Below are 16,399 nucleotides of genomic sequence, written 5' to 3'. Positions count from 1 at the left end.
GAGAATTGTTGGGAGTGGTAGAACAAGATGAGCACTCATTACATTGCAGGGCATTGGCAGGACGGCAAGGGCGCGATGTTTCAATCGCTTAACCCAGTCACTCAGGCTGTGCTCTGGGAAGGTCGTGAAGCCAGTGCCGAACAGGTAAATGCCGCGGTCGAGGCTGCACGCGGTGCATTTCCTGGCTGGGCGTCGCGCAGCCTTGAGCAACGTATTGAAGTGCTTGAAGCCTTTGCCGCTACCCTCAAGCAACATGCAGATGAACTGGCTCATGCCATTGGTGAAGAAACCGGCAAACCCTTGTGGGAGTCGGCAACCGAAGCGAGCAGCATGGTCAATAAAGTGGCGATCTCGGTGCAGAGCTACCGTGAGCGCACGGGTGAGAAGAGTGGCCCGCTGGCTGACGCGACGGCCGTTTTGCGGCATAAGCCGCACGGTGTAGTCGCGGTGTTTGGCCCGTACAACTTTCCGGGACACTTGCCCAATGGCCACATAGTGCCAGCCTTGCTGGCAGGCAACGCGGTGGTGTTCAAGCCCAGCGAGCTGACACCAAAAGTCGCTGAAATCACGGTTAAGTGCTGGATCGAAGCGGGCTTGCCCGAAGGCGTGCTCAATCTGGTGCAAGGGGCGCGTGAAACCGGGGTCGCCTTGGCTGCTAACAGCGAAATCGATGGTTTGTTTTTCACCGGGTCGAGCCGCACCGGCAACCTGCTGCACAATCAATTTGCGGGTCGCCCGGACAAGATCCTGGCGCTGGAGATGGGCGGTAACAATCCGCTGGTGGTTGATCAGGTGGCTGATGTGGATGCCGCTGTCTACACCATTATCCAGTCGGCATTTATCTCCGCAGGCCAACGCTGCACCTGTGCCAGACGTTTGCTGGTGCCGCAAGGCGAGTGGGGCGATGCCTTGCTGGCGCGGCTGGTCAAGGTCGCAAGCGATATCAAAGTTGCTGCCTTTGATGCCCAGCCCGCGCCATTCATGGGTTCGGTGATTTCCCTGGCGGCGGCGCAGCACTTGATGACGGCGCAACAGCAATTGCTGGCTAATGGTGCCAGCGCATTGCTGGAAATGACTCAGCCCCAGGCCGGTGCAGCCTTGCTCACGCCGGGCATTATCGATGTAACAGCAGTGGCCGAGCGTGCCGATGAAGAGTTCTTCGGACCGCTGTTGCAAGTGATCCGCTACGACCAGTTCGCCGATGCAATCCGCGAGGCCAACAACACCGCGTTTGGCCTGGCTGCTGGGTTGTTGTCTGACTCCAAGGCCCGCTACGAGCAGTTCTGGCTTGAAAGCCGCGCCGGAATCGTCAATTGGAACAAGCAGCTCACTGGTGCGGCCAGCAGTGCGCCCTTTGGTGGGGTCGGTGCTTCGGGTAACCACCGCGCCAGCGCCTATTACGCTGCCGATTATTGCGCCTATCCAGTGGCTTCGCTGGAAACTGAGACCCTGAGTCTGCCTGCTACCTTGACGCCAGGAGTAAGCCTATGAGCAACGCCTATGAAGTGAACTTCGATGGTCTGGTCGGGCCGACGCACAACTACGGCGGCCTGTCGTATGGCAACGTTGCCTCGCAAAGTAACAGCCAAGCCAGTTCCAGCCCCAAAGAGGCGGCCAAGCAGGGCCTGACCAAAATGAAGGCGCTGATGGACATGGGCTTCAAGCAGGGCGTACTGGCTCCGCAAGAGCGGCCGGACGTCAATGCGCTGCGCAGTATCGGTTTTACTGGCAGCGATGCGCAGGTCATCAGCTGCGCGGCCAAGGAAGCCATGCCCTTGTTGGTCGCCAGTTGTTCAGCATCAAGCATGTGGACCGCCAACGCCTGCACGGTCAGCCCCAGCGCTGATACGGCTGATGGTCGTGTGCATTTCACTGCAGCCAACCTCAATTGCAAGTTTCACCGTTCGATCGAGCATCCAACAACCAGTCGTATCCTGGCGGGCATGTTTGTTGATCAGCAGCACTTCGCCCATCACCCAGCATTGCCTGCGGTTGCCCAGTTTGGCGATGAAGGCGCGGCGAATCACACACGTTTTTGCCAAAGCTATGGCGAGCCAGGCGTGGAGTTCTTCGTATTCGGCCGCAGTGCATTCGACAGCCGTTTCCCTGCGCCGCAGAACTACCCGGCACGGCAAACCCTTGAAGCCTCGCAGGCGATTGCGCGTTTGCACGGCTTGAGTGATGAAGCTGTTGTTTACGCTCAGCAAACCCCGGCGGTCATTGATCAGGGCGTGTTCCATAACGATGTGATTTCGGTGGGTAATGGTGAGGTGCTGTTCTATCACCAGGATGCTTTTCTCGACAGCGAGTCCGTGCTGGCGGAGCTTGCCGAGAAGCTGGCGCGCCGTGGTGCGAACTTCAAGCCGGTGTGCGTGCCGCGTGATGCAGTCACGGTGGATGATGCAGTCAAGTCCTACTTGTTCAACAGCCAGTTGCTGAGCCGCGCTGATGGCGGCATGTTGCTGATCGTTCCCGAAGAGTGCCGCAACAACTCCAATGTCTGGAATTACCTGCAGCAACTGACCAGCGGCAACGGGCCTATTCGTGAGGTCAAGGTATTCGACCTCAAGCAAAGCATGCAAAACGGCGGCGGCCCAGCATGCCTGCGTTTGCGCGTAGCCTTGAAAGACACTGAGCTGCAAGCGGTCAATCAGGGGGTGATCATGACCCCGAACCTGTATGACACGCTTAATGTCTGGGTGGATAAACACTACCGGGATCGCTTGAGCGAAAACGATCTGGCTGACCCGCAATTGCTTATTGAATGCCGCACGGCATTGGACGAGCTGACGCAGATCCTTAAACTAGGCTCGGTGTATTCCTTCCAACTTGCTTAAAGAGAGTTTTGATAATGTCCAATGACGCCCTGCAACTGATTCTCGAAGACACAGACGGCACACAGCTGGAAACGTCCTGCACGCGCTTTGCTGTGGTCTGGCAGGGTAAGGAAGTGTGGATTCAGCAAGTGGGTAACAACCAGCTGATGATCGGTGTAGATGTGGCTGAAGGCGATACCGAGTATGCCAATCTGCTGCTGCGCCCATTGGCAACCAACCTGGTCAGCCTTGAGCTGGAAATGGAAAGTGCTGATCTTGATGATGACGGTCATGTGCACGGTCCAGATTGCAATCACTAAGTCAGGCTGTTGTTGCAGAGCCGGTGTAGCCGGTTCTGTCTGGCTGAACCTCTGGAAGACTCGGCCTTGGCCCGGGTTCTCTGGGCAGATAATCGGAGTTTTATATGCTTGCCTTAGGAAAATTGCTTGAGCTGACGTTGGCTGGGCGCGAGCCTGCAACGAAGATCCAGGTAACTGCCGAAGGCACGCGTTTGCGTTGGTTGGCCGAAGGTGCGCTGGAAGTGACCCCGCCAGCAGGCAAGGATGATGGCCTTGATCTGTTGTTATCTGCAGGTGTGCACGGTAATGAGACTGCGCCTATCGAGTTGCTCGACCGCTTGCTTCATGGCATCGCCCGCGGTGAGATCAAGCCGCGCGTGCGGATATTGATCCTGTTCGGCAACCCGCAAGCCATTCGCCGGGGTGAGCGTTACATCGAGCAAGACCTTAACCGTATGTTCAATGGCCGTCATGAACAGGCTGAAGGTTTCGAGGCGATTCGCGCCAGTGAGCTTGAGCATCTGGCAAGCGCCTTTTTTCGCGAGCCCGAGCGCTCACGCCTGCATTACGATTTGCACACGGCAATCCGGGGCTCAAAAATCGAACAGTTCGCGATCTATCCTTGGGTTGAGGGGCGTGCGCATTCAGAGCGAGAACTGCAGCGCTTGAATGCTGGCGGCATAGATGCGGTGCTCCTGCAACGTAAGCGCTCGATTACCTTTAGCGCCTTCACTTACGAAACCCTCAATGCTGAAGCCTTCACCCTGGAACTGGGCAAGGCCCGGGCTTTTGGCGAAAACCAGTTGGTCAACCTGGATTTGCTCGAAGCTCGCATCCAGCAAATTATCGAGGCTAAGGAGCCTGAGCAAGTGCCTGTTGGGCTCGATGGCTTGCAGGTTTTCACGGTTTCTCGCGAGGTGATCAAGCGCAGTGATGGGTTCAAGCTGCATTTGCCTGACGACATCGAGAACTTCAGCGAGCTGCCGCCCGGTTACTTGCTGGCCGAAGATGCTGGCGATGAAACCTGGGTCATTGAAAAGGGCGAGCGGGTCATTTTCCCTAATCCTGCGGTGAAGAACGGCTTGCGCGCCGCCATATTGATAGTGCCAAGCGATACGGCTGGCCTGGTCTAGCCAAGCATTTTTCGACGTGTCGTCACTGGCCAATATCGGCCGCAACTGTACCTTGTGAGTCAGGCTGACAGCCTTTAGCATCAGTGTTTTAACCACTGCCGCAGACTTCAAGGAAACCTCGCCCATGCCAATTATCGATCTACGTAGCGATACAGTTACTTTGCCCAGCCCGGGCATGCGCGAGGCGATGCAGGCGGCAGAGCTGGGCGACGATGTTTATGGCGAAGACCCAAGCGTCAGCCGTCTTGAAACCTATCTGGCGAGCAAGCTTGGCTTTGCTGCTGGTCTTTTTGTGCCGACCGGGACCATGAGCAACTTGCTTGGGCTGATGGCGCATTGTCAGCGGGGTGATGAATATATCGTTGGCCAGCAAGCCCATACCTATAAATACGAAGGGGGTGGCGCTGCGGTGCTGGGTTCGATCCAGCCACAGCCGATTGAAGGTGAGGTCGATGGTTCATTGGACCTAGGCAAGGTGGCCGCAGCAATCAAGATGGATGATTTCCACTTTGCCCGCACCCGTTTGCTGGCGCTGGAAAACACCATGCAGGGTAAAGTCTTGCCGCTGGATTATCTTGCTGCTGCGCGTGAGTTTACCCACACGCATGGCTTGAGCCTGCATCTTGACGGCGCACGTTTGTACAACGCCTCGGTCAAGCTGGGTGTTGATCCGCAGCAAATCACTCGTCACTTTGATTCAGTATCGGTGTGCTTGTCCAAAGGCCTCGGCGCTCCCGTGGGTTCAGTGCTTTGCGGCAGCGATGAATTGATCGGCAAGGCCAGGCGCCTGCGCAAAATGGTCGGTGGTGGCATGCGCCAGGCTGGCTTGCTCGCAGCCGCTGGGTTGTATGCGCTGGAGCATCAGGTCGAACGCCTGGCGCAGGATCATGCCAATGCCCAGGCGCTCGGCGAAGGCCTGCGTGAGTTGGGCTACAGCGTTGAACCGGTGCAGACCAACATGGTCTACGTGCAGGTCGGTGAGCAGGCAAACTCGCTGAAAAGCTTTCTTGCCGAGCGTGGTGTAAAGCTTACGGCCGCACCACGATTGCGTATGGTGACGCATCTGGATGTCAGCGCAGATGACATCAATCAAGTGCTTAAAGGCTTTGCAGATTTCAAACAATCTTGACCTTTATCGCACAAACACTGTACCGATTGCTCAGGCCCTATATAATGCGGCCCTTTGCCGTCGCTCCGGTATTTGTTCGCGTGCGCTGAATTTGCGTCTGTAACCTGTTCTGGAGCGCGCGTTTACCCAATGTCATGAGTGTATATAAGCTGTTTTGGCCGATGCTGGTCGCCGCTTTCTACCCTTTGAATGTTATGCAAAAACGCCTAATGCCGTGGAAAAACCTATGAAAAGCGCAGAAATCCGTGAAGCCTTCCTCCGCTTCTTCGAAGAGAAGGGGCACACTCGCGTTGCTTCCAGCTCGCTGATTCCGGGTAACGACCCAACCCTGCTGTTTACCAACGCAGGCATGAATCAGTTCAAAGACTGCTTCCTCGGCTTGGAAAAGCGCGCCTATACCCGCGCGACCACCAGTCAGAAATGTGTACGTGCCGGCGGTAAGCACAATGATTTGGAAAACGTCGGTTATACCGCGCGCCACCACACCTTCTTCGAGATGCTGGGCAACTTCAGCTTCGGCGATTACTTCAAGCGTGATGCGATTCATTACGCTTGGGAGTTCCTGACGTCGGACAAATGGCTGAACCTGCCAAAGGAAAAGCTCTGGGTCACGGTTTATGCCAGCGACGACGAGGCATTCGACATCTGGACTCAGCAAGTGGGTGTGCCGGCTGAGCGAATGATTCGCATTGGTGACAATAAAGGTGCGCCATACGCTTCGGATAACTTCTGGGCAATGGGCGATACCGGTCCTTGCGGCCCTTGCACCGAGATTTTCTTCGACCATGGCGAGCACATCTGGGGCGGTCCTCCGGGCTCGCCTGAAGAAGATGGCGATCGCTATATCGAAATCTGGAATAACGTTTTCATGCAGTTCAACCGCACGGCCGATGGCGTCATGCATCCGTTGCCGGCGCCAAGTGTTGATACCGGCATGGGCCTTGAACGCATCAGTGCAGTGCTCCAGCACGTCAACTCTAACTACGAGATCGACCTGTTTCAGAGCCTGCTCAATGCGTCGGCCAAGGCCATTGGTTGCGCCAATGAAGGCCAGGCTTCGCTGAAAGTCGTGGCTGACCACATCCGTTCGTGCGGCTTCCTGATTGCTGACGGCATCACTCCGTCGAACGAAGGCCGTGGCTATGTGCTGCGCCGCATCGTGCGTCGTGCTTGCCGTCACGGTAACAAGCTGGGCGCCAAAGGCAGCTTCTTCTATAAGATCGTTGCGGCGCTGGTGGCTGAGATGGGTGAAGCCTTTCCTGAGCTTAAACAGCAACAGGCGCATATCGAGCGCGTGCTGAAAACCGAAGAAGAGCAATTCGCCAAAACCCTGGAACAGGGCCTCAAGATCCTCGAGCAAGACTTGCTTGAGCTTAAAGGCACAGTGATTCCGGGTGATGTGGTGTTCAAGCTGTATGACACCTTTGGTTTCCCGGTTGACCTGACGGCCGATATTGCCCGTGAGCGCGAGCTGACCATCGACGAAGAGGGCTTTGAGCGCGAAATGCAGGCTCAGCGTGAGCGTGCGCGTTCGGCCAGTTCCTTCGCCATGGATTACAACAACCTGGTCAAGGTTGACAGCGATACACGCTTCCTCGGTTACGCGGGTACTTCGGGCAGTGGCAAGATTATCGCCCTGTTCAAAGATGGCCAGGCTGTCGAGACCCTGGCTTCAGGCGAGGAGGGTGTAGTTGTTCTTGATCAAACGCCTTTCTATGCAGAGTCCGGTGGGCAGATCGGTGATTGCGGGTACCTTGAAGGTGCAGGCGTGCGTTTTGACGTGCGTGATACCACCAAGGCGGGTGGCGCATTCTTGCACCACGGCATCATCACTCAGGGCAGCCTGGCTGTTGGCGCGTCTGTAAAGGCTGAAGTAGCTGCAGATGTGCGCCAGGCAACCGCCTTGAATCACTCGGCAACTCACTTGCTGCATGCTGCGCTGCGCCAAGTATTGGGTGAGCACGTTACCCAGAAGGGGTCATTGGTTGATAGCCAGCGCCTGCGCTTCGACTTCAGCCATTTCGAGGCGATCAAGCCAGAACAAATCAAGGCGCTGGAAGATATCGTCAACGCCGAAGTGCGCAAGAACAGCGAAGTCGAGACCGACGAAACCGATATCGAGACCGCTAAAGCCAAAGGCGCCATGGCCCTGTTCGGTGAGAAGTACGGCGACGATGTGCGCGTGCTGACCATGGGCGGTGGTTTTTCGGTCGAGCTGTGTGGCGGTACACACGTTTCCCGCACGGGCGATATTGGCTTGTTCAAAATTACCAGTGAGGCTGGCGTTGCGGCCGGTGTTCGTCGTATCGAGGCAGTCACCGGTGCACAGGCGCTGGCTTACCTCAATAGTGCCGAAGAGCAGTTGAAAGAAGCCGCAGCCCTGGTTAAAGGCAGCCGTGAAAACCTGTTGGACAAATTGTCGGGCGTGATCGAGCGCAATCGTCAGCTGGAAAAAGAGCTCGAGCAGCTCAAGGCCAAGGCCGCCAGCGCAGCCGGTAACGACTTGGCAGGTTCGGCAGTTGAAGTCAAAGGGGTCAAGGTTCTCGGTGCCCGCGTTGATGGCCTTGATGGCAAGGCTTTGCTGGCGATGGTTGATCAGCTCAAGAATAAACTCGGCAGTGCAGTGATCCTGCTCGGCGGGGTGCTCGATGACAAGGTTGTACTGGTCGCGGGTGTCACTCAGGATCTGACCGCCAAACTCAAGGCCGGTGACCTGATGAAGCAAGCGGCAGCAGCCGTGGGAGGAAAGGGCGGTGGTCGCCCTGATATGGCGCAAGGCGGTGGTGTAGATACCGCTGCTGTAGATACTGCATTGGCACTTGCTGCAACATTTGTTGAGCAAGGCCTGTAACGACTTCGATGTGTACTCGACTAATGACTAGCGAGCCATTGCAGTCGTATAGGTTACATGTTTAATGGGCGCCCTTCGCGGGCTTAGGCGGCATTGAAATGGCTTTGATCGTACAGAAATTTGGAGGCACCTCCGTCGGCACTGTCGAGCGTATCGAGCAGGTTGCCGAGAAGGTTAAGAAATTCCGTGAACGCGGTGATGACATCGTCGTTGTGGTTTCAGCCATGAGCGGTGAAACCAATCGCCTGATTGAACTGGCCAAGCAGATTGGCGATCAGCCAGTCCCGCGTGAGCTGGATGTCATGGTTTCAACCGGCGAGCAGGTGACTATTGCCCTGTTAGCAATGGCCCTGATCAAGCGTGGTGTTCCGGCTATTTCGTACACGGGTAACCAGGTACGAATCTTGACCGATAGCGCGCATAATAAGGCGCGGATTTTACAGATCGATGATCACAAGCTGCGTACCGACCTCAAAGAGGGGCGTGTAGTTGTGGTTGCAGGTTTCCAGGGGGTTGATGAGCACGGCAACATCACCACTCTGGGGCGTGGCGGTTCGGATACCACCGGTGTTGCCTTGGCCGCGGCATTAAAAGCCGATGAGTGCCAGATTTACACCGATGTTGATGGTGTCTATACCACTGACCCACGGGTTGTCTCCCAGGCTCAGCGCCTGGACAAGATTACCTTTGAAGAAATGCTTGAAATGGCCAGCTTGGGCTCGAAGGTGCTGCAAATCCGCGCCGTTGAGTTCGCGGGCAAGTACAACGTTCCGCTGCGCGTGCTGCACAGCTTCCAAGAGGGGCCAGGTACCCTCATTACTATTGATGAAGAGGAAACCATGGAACAGCCGATCATCTCCGGCATCGCTTTCAACCGCGACGAAGCCAAGCTGACAATCCGTGGAGTCCCGGATGTTCCGGGCGTTGCTTTCAAGATTCTTGGGCCAATCAGCTCGGCAAATATTGAAGTGGACATGATCGTGCAGAATATCGCGCACGACAACACTACTGACTTTACCTTCACCGTGCACCGTAACGACTACCTCAATGCTCAGCAGGTGTTGGAAAATACCGCGCGCGAGCTCGGTGCGCGTGAAGTGGTGGGTGACACCAAGATTGCCAAGGTTTCCATCGTTGGGGTTGGCATGCGCTCGCACGCGGGAGTTGCCAGTCAGATGTTTGAAGCCCTGGCCAAAGAGAACATCAATATCCAGATGATTTCGACTTCCGAGATAAAGGTCTCGGTGGTCATCGAAGAAAAATACCTGGAGTTGGCAGTGCGTGCGCTGCATACGGCTTTTGATCTAGATGCTCCGGCTCGCCAGGGCGACTAGATCGAAATATTCAAAAGGCGCGGCTTAAACCAGCGCCTTTTGTCTTTTTTGACCGTGCGGGCAGGAACTTTCTTTTCTGTTTTACTGGTCAATACTTGGGTGAAGGCTTTACTTGTAATTCGTAGCGCCGACACCATTTTATATCTGCAGACTGTTGTCCCGTTTAATTTCCATGAGGTGAAAGGAATGCTGATTCTGACTCGTAGGGTCGGAGAGACCCTAATGGTGGGTGATGAAGTCACTGTCACCGTCCTTGGCGTCAAAGGTAATCAGGTGCGCATTGGGGTCAACGCCCCGAAAGAAGTAGCCGTGCACCGTGAAGAAATTTACCAGCGAATCCAAAAAGAGAAGGACGAAGAACCAAGCCACTAATTTTATTGAAATTTTGGCTTTGCAAACGGGGAAAACATGGTTATCATGCGCCCCGTGTTGCGGAGAGGTGGCCGAGTGGCCGAAGGCGCTCCCCTGCTAAGGGAGTACATCTCAAAAGGGTGTCGGGGGTTCGAATCCCCCCTTCTCCGCCATATTTTGCAGTATAGGGTTGTAAATCGTAGATTTGATAAGTTGTTGAAATTATTGAATTTAACGGTTGAATTTAGTTTTAACTTCCCTATAATGCGCACGCTTTAGTGCACTCATAGCTCAGCTGGATAGAGTACTCGGCTACGAACCGAGCGGTCGGAGGTTCGAATCCTCCTGAGTGCACCATATTCAAGTTGTCTTGCTTCGGTAAGGCTTCTAGTTTGACCAGATGTGGACTGGTTTAAAAAAAGCACTAAATGCACTCATAGCTCAGCTGGATAGAGTACTCGGCTACGAACCGAGCGGTCGGAGGTTCGAATCCTCCTGAGTGCACCATATAGCGGTAAGAAAAAGGGCCTGCAGCGATGCAGGCCCTTTTTTGTTGCGCGCAAAAATGCGCTCCTTAGCGCTGGTTCTTTTGTTGCAGGTATTTATTTACCTTTGACGCAACCTGCTTGATCAAAGCTGACCTGGCTTTTGTTGCCTTGTAAATCCTGGTAGTGGTAGCGGATCTGGCCATTTTTGCGATCGACCCTCTGCGGTTGACCTAGTGCGCTCTCGACATCTGCCTTGGTCATTCCGGCAAGGATCTGTTTTTTTATAATCGCACTGCGTCGCAGGCTGCCTGTTACGCGATTGCCGCAACCATCTTGGCGCTCTCCAACAACGGTAGCGGTTGATTCGTTTTGTCTGCTGTTCCGGGGCTTTGGAGTGGCCAGCGGGATGGCTTTGCCGCTGCTGGGTGTCGGGTTTTGCGGATTCACAATCTGAAGCTTGTGCTCGGTCGGGCAGCCATGGCTGGTAAAGGTCAGATTGCCCAGGCTGTCTTCGCAGCGAAATACGCGAGCGGCCAAGGTTTCAGGCGCCTGGGTCAGGAGTGAACAAAGCACCAGGATTGAAAGGCGATGCATGGGCGTCCTCCTTGACGGCGGCGATGCAGGCTTGAGGTATTTGTCTTGGCACGTGTCTTGGTGCCTGGGGCGTGCGTCGCATTGCTGGGTAAGCGTATTAACCCTGATGGATTGCTATTGGGCAGCCTACCGAATGGGTTGTGTTGCCGGGTCAGTATTGATGTTGCCGGCTTGCCTGCAATCGTCTGGCGAATATTGTGAGCTATTGTGGTCTTGAGGTTTTCCTTGTAACCATTTGTTCTTGGAAACTTTTGTAACGTGCAATGCGTCTTAGCAGTGTTATCATCGTTTGCGTCAGCCTCGCCGAGGCTTGTGGAATACCACCATGGACTTACCCAGTAGTTACACCGAATCTCGATTGTGCAATCACGGACTGACTGATTGATCCCCTTTGGCGTGCACCGTCGCTGGGGATGGAGTGCGCCACATGACTGAAGTAGAAGCTAAAAAGCCACAAGAAAGCCTGCAGGATCGCCTGGCTCAGGTGGTTGAGCTGTTGCACAAGCAAAAGCTTGTCGAAGACCTGGCGCATCGTCAGGAAGGCCATCACCGCGACCTGGTTGAAAACCTGGTGCATCGGCAAAACCTCGCCGAACTCCAGCGCAAGCTGGATGAGCTGCACTCGGCCGACGTTGCGCACATTCTCGAAGCCTTGCCGCTGGAAGACCGCCTGACGATTTGGCAGTTGGTCAAGGCGGAGCGTGACGGCGATATCCTGCTTGAAGTGTCTGATGCGGTACGCGAAACCTTGCTCGCCGACATGGAGGATCACGAGATCCTTGCGGCAGCCATGGAGATGGACGCCGACGAACTGGCTGACCTGGCGTCCGAGCTGCCGCGTGACATCGTCCACGAGCTGATGGAAACCCTCGATGCGCAACAGCGTGAGCGCGTGCGCTCGGCGTTGTCCTATGAAGAGGAGCAAGTCGGCGCCCTGATGGACTTCGAGATGGTGACCATCCGTGAGGATGTCTCGCTTGAAGTCGTATTGCGTTATCTACGCCGTCTGAAGGAGCTGCCGGGGCATACCGATAAGTTGTTCGTGGTCGATCACGAAGGTGTGCTCAAAGGTGTTTTGCCGGTTAAGCGTCTGCTGGTTAATGATCCGGAAAAAATAGTTCGCGAGGTCATGGCAACAGACCCGGTGAGCTTTCATCCGGACGAAGATGCCTACGACGCGGCCCAGGCGTTCGAGCGTTACGACCTTATTTCGTCGCCGGTGGTGGATAAGAACGGCAAGCTGATTGGTCGTTTGACCATTGATGAAATGGTCGACTTGATCCGTGAGGAAAGCGAAAGCGAAGTCCTCAATATGGCGGGTTTGCGTGAAGAGGAAGATATCTTCGCCTCGGTGTGGAAGTCACTGCGCAACCGTTGGGCCTGGCTGGCAATCAACCTGATAACGGCGTTCATGGCCTCACGGGTGATTGGTCTTTTTGAAGGCTCGATTGAGAAGCTTGTAGCCTTGGCAGCCTTGATGCCGATTGTGGCGGGTATTGGCGGTAACTCCGGCAACCAAACCATCACCATGATCGTACGCGCGATGGCGCTGGATCAGGTCAGCACCGGCAATACCTCACGCTTGCTGCGCAAGGAATTGGCGGTATCGCTGATCAATGGCCTGGTCTGGGGTGGCGTGATTGGCCTGGTAGCCTGGGTTCTGTATGACAGCTACTCGCTGGGAATCGTGATGACTGCAGCGATGACGCTCAACTTGTTGCTTGCAGCCTTGATGGGCGTGCTTATTCCCATGACGTTGGCGCGCATGGGGCGTGACCCGGCGCTGGGTGCCAGTGTGATGATCACGGCTGTGACCGACAGCGGCGGTTTCTTTATCTTTCTTGGGTTGGCCTCGATATTCCTTATCTAGGTTTAATGCCAGTTCCTGAATCCGGGGCCCGTTCTGGGCCCCGATGCGCGCGCCGCTAGCGCTGTCCTTCGCGTTCTGCAATATCGCTTCTCTATCTGTGGCCTAGTCGTTGGTTTGGCATGGCGTTGGCGCGCTTGTGGGGGCATATTCACCCATATTAAGGGGTTTGCTCAAACGCTTGTTTCAGGCTAAGGTTCGGCAACTTTGCTTGGCAATAAAGCAGGCCGGATAGTCGTAATTGACGCAAAAGGACGGGTCATGGCTTCAACTAATCTTGTGCTCGAAGGTGTTGAACTTATGCTGTTTGGCATGGGTTCGGTGTTTGTTTTTCTGACGCTTCTGGTGCTGTCTATTCGCATCATGTCCCGTTTGCTGGAGCGATTTGCGCCGGCAGCGGAGCCGACCCCAGTTCGTGCTTCCAGGGCGGTGATTGAAGCTGCGCAGGAGCCTGCGGCGGATGTTCTGGAAGCTATTCAGGCCGCTATTCATCAGCATCGCGCGCGCCGCGGTTGATCCAACGTCGACAGGGAATCTTGGGATGACAGTTAACAACACTGCTAATCAGCGTGCGCTGGGTATTACCGATGTCGTGCTGCGTGATGCACACCAGTCTATTCTGGCAACGCGCATGCGCCTTGAGGACATGCTGCCGATCGCGGCGAAGCTGGATAAAGTTGGCTTCTGGTCGGTTGAGTCATGGGGTGGTGCAACCTTTGACGCCTGTATTCGTTATCTCGGCGAAGACCCGTGGGAGCGCATCCGCCAGTTGAAGCAGGCAATGCCCAATACGCGCCAGCAGATGCTCCTGCGCGGCCAGAATCTGCTGGGTTATCGCCACTATGCGGACGATGTGGTCGAGAAGTTCGTAGAGCGTGCGGCGGTCAATGGTGTCGATGTGTTCCGCGTATTCGACGCGATGAATGATCCGCGCAACCTGTCGACGGCCCTCAAGGCGGTCAAGCAGCAAGGCAAGCATGCCCAGGGCACGATTTCCTACACCACCAGCCCGGTGCATACGCTGGATATGTGGCTGGATCTGTCCAAGCAGATCGAGGACATGGGGGCTGACTCCATTGCTATCAAAGACATGGCCGGCATCCTCACGCCTTATACGGCGTTCGAGTTGGTGACGCGGATGAAAGCCAGTCTGTCGATTCCGATTCACATGCAGTGCCACGCGACTGCGGGCTTGTCCAGCGTGGCGATTTTGAAAGCGGTCGAAGCGGGGATTGATAACGTCGACACTGCTATTTCATCCTTGTCCATGACCTATGGCCACTCGCCGACTGAGTCGGTGGTGGTAATGTTCCAGGGTACTGAGCGCGATACCGGCCTTGACCTGCTGCTGTTGGAAGAGATCGCTGCCTACTTTCGCGAAGTGCGCAAAAAATACGCAAAGTTCGAAGGCAGCCTGAAGGGGATCGACTCGCGGATTCTGGTCGCCCAGGTGCCCGGCGGCATGCTCACCAATATGGAGGGCCAGCTCAAAGAGCAGGGCGCTCAAGATAAATTTGACCAGGTACTGGCCGAGATTCCGCGGGTACGCGAGGACCTGGGGTTTATCCCGCTGGTCACGCCGACCTCACAAATCGTCGGCACCCAGGCGGTGATCAATGTCTTGACTGGCGAGCGTTATAAGTCCATCACCAAGGAAGCGGCCGGCATTCTCAAGGGGGAATACGGTTCGGCGCCGGCGCCTTTCAATCAGCAATTGCAGGCGCGAGTTCTTGATGGCGCGCAGGCGATTACCTGTCGCCCAGCCGATCTGATCGACGATGAGATGGACAAGCTCAGTGCAGAGCTTGCGGCCCTCGCCAAGGAGCAGGGCTTTGCTTTGGCGGCAGATGCTGTCGATGATGTTCTGACTTATGCGTTGTTTCCGCAGATTGGCCTGAAGTTTCTGCAAAATCGCGGTAACCCTGAGGCTTTTGAGCCTGTGCCGAATGGACAGCAAGCTGTTCCGGTGCAACCTGGCAAGCCAGAGGTTTATACCGTTGCGGTTAACGGCCAGTCCTACGTGGTTGAGGTTAATGAGGGGGGCGATATCACCGGTCTTAAGCCATTGGCTAATGACGCCGGCACGTCAGCTCCTGTGGCTGCTGCACCTGTATCAGATGGCGAGCCTCAGCTAGCGCCGCTGGCGGGCAATATCTTCAAGGTTCTGGTTAAGCCGGGAGATGTGGTCGAAGACGGTCAGTTGGTGATCATCCTAGAAGCCATGAAGATGGAAACTGAAATCCGAGCATTCAAGGCGGGCACCATTGGTGCGGTCAATATCAAGGTGGGTGATGCTGTGGCAGTGGGCGATAGCTTGCTGACTATCGGCTAGGGGAGACTTATGGAAAAGCTCCTGAAATTGTGGCAAAGCACTGGCTTGTATCATCTGGAGGCGGGCCAGGCCCTGATGATAGTCATTTGCTTGGCGCTGATTTATCTGGCGATCAAGAAGGGTTTTGAGCCATTGCTGTTGATACCTATTGGTTTTGGCGGCTTGCTGGCCAATATCCCTGTTGCCGGGATGGCGCAGGGCAGCGGGATCTTGCACCTGTTTTACGAGGTGGGCCTGCCTACCAGCGTGTTCCCATTGCTGATTTTCATGGGTGTTGGGGCCATGACTGATTTTGGTCCGATGTTGGCCAACCCCAAAACCCTGTTTCTCGGCGCAGCTGCGCAGTTCGGGATCTTTGCCACCTTGATCGGTGCGCTGGCGTTGGCGTCGTTGGGGATTCCCGGGCTTGAGTTCACCCTGCGCGAGGCGGCTTCCATTGCAATTATTGGTGGGGCAGATGGCCCAACATCGATTTTTGTAACGGCCAAGCTGGCCCCTGATCTATTGGGCCCGATTGCGGTCGCTGCTTATTCCTACATGGCGTTGGTGCCGTTGATCCAACCGCCGATTATGCGTGCGCTGACCACCAAGGAGGAGCGTGCAATCGTAATGAAGCAGCTACGGCCTGTTGGTCAGGCTGAGAAAATTATATTCCCGCTGATCCTGTGCTTGCTGGTGGGTATGTTGTTGCCAGATGCAGCGCCGTTGGTGGGTATGTTTGCTTTTGGCAATCTATTGCGTGAAGCCGGCGTGGTTGAGCGGTTGGCGGATACCTCGCGCAATGCGCTGATCAATATTGTCACCATTTGCCTAGGCTTGACCGTTGGCTCCAAGCTTTCGTCGGAGTCTTTCTTGCAGTTGAAGACGCTGGGCATCTTAGCGTTGGGGATGCTTGCCTTTTGCGGTGGTACTGCAGCAGGGGTCTTGATGGCGAAAGCAATGAATCTGTTCAGCAGTAACAAGATTAATCCGCTTATTGGTTCGGCCGGGGTTTCGGCAGTGCCTATGGCTGCCCGGGTGTCGAACAAGGTTGGCTTGGAAGCCAATCCGCAGAACTTCCTGCTGATGCATGCCATGGGGCCAAATGTTGCGGGGGTGATTGGTTCTGCGGTTGCGGCTGGGGTATTGCTCAGTTTCGTGGGCTAGCCCATGTATTGATGAAATAGCACCCATTAAAAAACCGGCCTTAGCCGGTTTTTTAATGG

The 16,399-nt window shown here is 55.5% G+C and carries 13 protein-coding genes and 3 tRNA genes; 15 read left to right on the top strand and 1 reads right to left on the bottom strand.

Translation table 11 applies throughout. The features are described from left to right. Window positions 1–27: 27 nt before the first annotated feature. From astD to AACY26_RS11710, 11 genes are all read left to right on the top strand, one after another. The gene (gene astD, locus AACY26_RS11760) at window positions 28–1,491 is read left to right on the top strand and encodes a succinylglutamate-semialdehyde dehydrogenase (protein WP_339514207.1); all 1,464 of its coding nucleotides are present in this window, start codon (window positions 28–30) and stop codon (window positions 1,489–1,491) included. Next, on the top strand, window positions 1,488–2,837 hold the full coding sequence (gene astB, locus AACY26_RS11755; RefSeq protein WP_339514205.1) for an N-succinylarginine dihydrolase: 1,350 nt from the start codon (window positions 1,488–1,490) through the stop codon (window positions 2,835–2,837). The genes astD and astB overlap by 4 nt, the downstream gene beginning before the upstream one ends. Window positions 2,838–2,851: 14 nt before the next feature. Then, a complete protein-coding gene (locus AACY26_RS11750; protein WP_339514203.1) occupies window positions 2,852–3,136 on the top strand; it encodes a topoisomerase II in 285 nt (94 codons plus the stop codon). Between the two features lie 104 nt (window positions 3,137–3,240). Next, window positions 3,241–4,248, top strand: coding sequence for a succinylglutamate desuccinylase (gene astE, locus AACY26_RS11745; RefSeq protein WP_339514201.1), 1,008 nt, complete (start codon window positions 3,241–3,243; stop codon window positions 4,246–4,248). 124 nt (window positions 4,249–4,372) lie between these two features. Beyond that, complete coding sequence (gene ltaE, locus AACY26_RS11740) at window positions 4,373–5,377, top strand: low-specificity L-threonine aldolase (protein ID WP_339514199.1); 1,005 nt, start codon at window positions 4,373–4,375, stop codon at window positions 5,375–5,377. A gap of 226 nt (window positions 5,378–5,603) precedes the next feature. Continuing rightward, a complete protein-coding gene (gene alaS / locus AACY26_RS11735; protein ID WP_339514197.1) occupies window positions 5,604–8,228 on the top strand; it encodes an alanine--tRNA ligase in 2,625 nt (874 codons plus the stop codon). A 98-nt stretch (window positions 8,229–8,326) separates the two neighbouring features. After that, complete coding sequence (locus AACY26_RS11730; RefSeq protein ID WP_010490391.1) at window positions 8,327–9,562, top strand: aspartate kinase; 1,236 nt, start codon at window positions 8,327–8,329, stop codon at window positions 9,560–9,562. 186 nt (window positions 9,563–9,748) lie between these two features. Further along, complete coding sequence (gene csrA, locus AACY26_RS11725) at window positions 9,749–9,934, top strand: carbon storage regulator CsrA (protein ID WP_010490393.1); 186 nt, start codon at window positions 9,749–9,751, stop codon at window positions 9,932–9,934. 61 nt (window positions 9,935–9,995) lie between these two features. Then, window positions 9,996–10,086 (top strand) — tRNA-Ser (locus tag AACY26_RS11720). 107 nt (window positions 10,087–10,193) lie between these two features. Then, window positions 10,194–10,270: transfer RNA gene (locus tag AACY26_RS11715), tRNA-Arg, on the top strand. A gap of 73 nt (window positions 10,271–10,343) precedes the next feature. Beyond that, window positions 10,344–10,420 (top strand) — tRNA-Arg (locus AACY26_RS11710). 95 nt (window positions 10,421–10,515) lie between these two features. On the opposite strand, the gene AACY26_RS11705 is transcribed toward AACY26_RS11710, so the two are convergent. Beyond that, the gene (locus tag AACY26_RS11705; protein ID WP_339514194.1) at window positions 10,516–10,995 is read right to left on the bottom strand and encodes a hypothetical protein; all 480 of its coding nucleotides are present in this window, start codon (window positions 10,993–10,995) and stop codon (window positions 10,516–10,518) included. 427 nt (window positions 10,996–11,422) lie between these two features. On the opposite strand from AACY26_RS11705, the gene mgtE reads away from it, so the two are divergent. The 4 genes from mgtE (at window position 11,423) to AACY26_RS11685 (ending at window position 16,340) form a co-directional block, all read left to right on the top strand. Next, on the top strand, window positions 11,423–12,865 hold the full coding sequence (gene mgtE / locus AACY26_RS11700; RefSeq protein ID WP_339514192.1) for a magnesium transporter: 1,443 nt from the start codon (window positions 11,423–11,425) through the stop codon (window positions 12,863–12,865). 258 nt (window positions 12,866–13,123) lie between these two features. Then, entirely contained in the window at window positions 13,124–13,378 is a 255-nt protein-coding gene (locus AACY26_RS11695; protein ID WP_339514190.1) for an OadG family protein, read from the top strand. Window positions 13,379–13,403: 25 nt separating this feature from the next. Further along, window positions 13,404–15,194, top strand: coding sequence for a sodium-extruding oxaloacetate decarboxylase subunit alpha (gene oadA, locus AACY26_RS11690; RefSeq protein ID WP_339514188.1), 1,791 nt, complete (start codon window positions 13,404–13,406; stop codon window positions 15,192–15,194). A gap of 9 nt (window positions 15,195–15,203) precedes the next feature. Further along, the gene (locus tag AACY26_RS11685) at window positions 15,204–16,340 is read left to right on the top strand and encodes a sodium ion-translocating decarboxylase subunit beta (RefSeq protein ID WP_339514186.1); all 1,137 of its coding nucleotides are present in this window, start codon (window positions 15,204–15,206) and stop codon (window positions 16,338–16,340) included. Window positions 16,341–16,399: the final 59 nt, after the last annotated feature.

This window comes from Pseudomonas sp. RL_15y_Pfl2_60 (assembly GCF_963970595.1).
Classification (GTDB): domain Bacteria; phylum Pseudomonadota; class Gammaproteobacteria; order Pseudomonadales; family Pseudomonadaceae; genus Aquipseudomonas.
Note: the sequence above shows the minus strand (reverse complement) of the source record. Positions and strands in the feature narration are given on the sequence as shown.

Bases quoted from the DNA above. Each gene is read 5' to 3' on its own strand.
- AACY26_RS11685 (WP_339514186.1), top strand. From the start codon at position 15,204: ATGGAAAAGCTCCTGAAATTGTGGCAAAGCACTGGCTTGTATCATCTG.
- alaS (WP_339514197.1), top strand. From the start codon at position 5,604: ATGAAAAGCGCAGAAATCCGTGAAGCCTTCCTCCGCTTCTTCGAAGAG.
- ltaE (WP_339514199.1), top strand. From the start codon at position 4,373: ATGCCAATTATCGATCTACGTAGCGATACAGTTACTTTGCCCAGCCCG.
- AACY26_RS11695 (WP_339514190.1), top strand. From the start codon at position 13,124: ATGGCTTCAACTAATCTTGTGCTCGAAGGTGTTGAACTTATGCTGTTT.
- astE (WP_339514201.1), top strand. From the start codon at position 3,241: ATGCTTGCCTTAGGAAAATTGCTTGAGCTGACGTTGGCTGGGCGCGAG.
- astB (WP_339514205.1), top strand. From the start codon at position 1,488: ATGAGCAACGCCTATGAAGTGAACTTCGATGGTCTGGTCGGGCCGACG.
- oadA (WP_339514188.1), top strand. From the start codon at position 13,404: ATGACAGTTAACAACACTGCTAATCAGCGTGCGCTGGGTATTACCGAT.
- AACY26_RS11750 (WP_339514203.1), top strand. From the start codon at position 2,852: ATGTCCAATGACGCCCTGCAACTGATTCTCGAAGACACAGACGGCACA.
- mgtE (WP_339514192.1), top strand. From the start codon at position 11,423: ATGACTGAAGTAGAAGCTAAAAAGCCACAAGAAAGCCTGCAGGATCGC.
- astD (WP_339514207.1), top strand. From the start codon at position 28: ATGAGCACTCATTACATTGCAGGGCATTGGCAGGACGGCAAGGGCGCG.
- AACY26_RS11705 (WP_339514194.1), bottom strand. From the start codon at position 10,995: ATGCATCGCCTTTCAATCCTGGTGCTTTGTTCACTCCTGACCCAGGCG.
- csrA (WP_010490393.1), top strand. From the start codon at position 9,749: ATGCTGATTCTGACTCGTAGGGTCGGAGAGACCCTAATGGTGGGTGAT.
- AACY26_RS11730 (WP_010490391.1), top strand. From the start codon at position 8,327: ATGGCTTTGATCGTACAGAAATTTGGAGGCACCTCCGTCGGCACTGTC.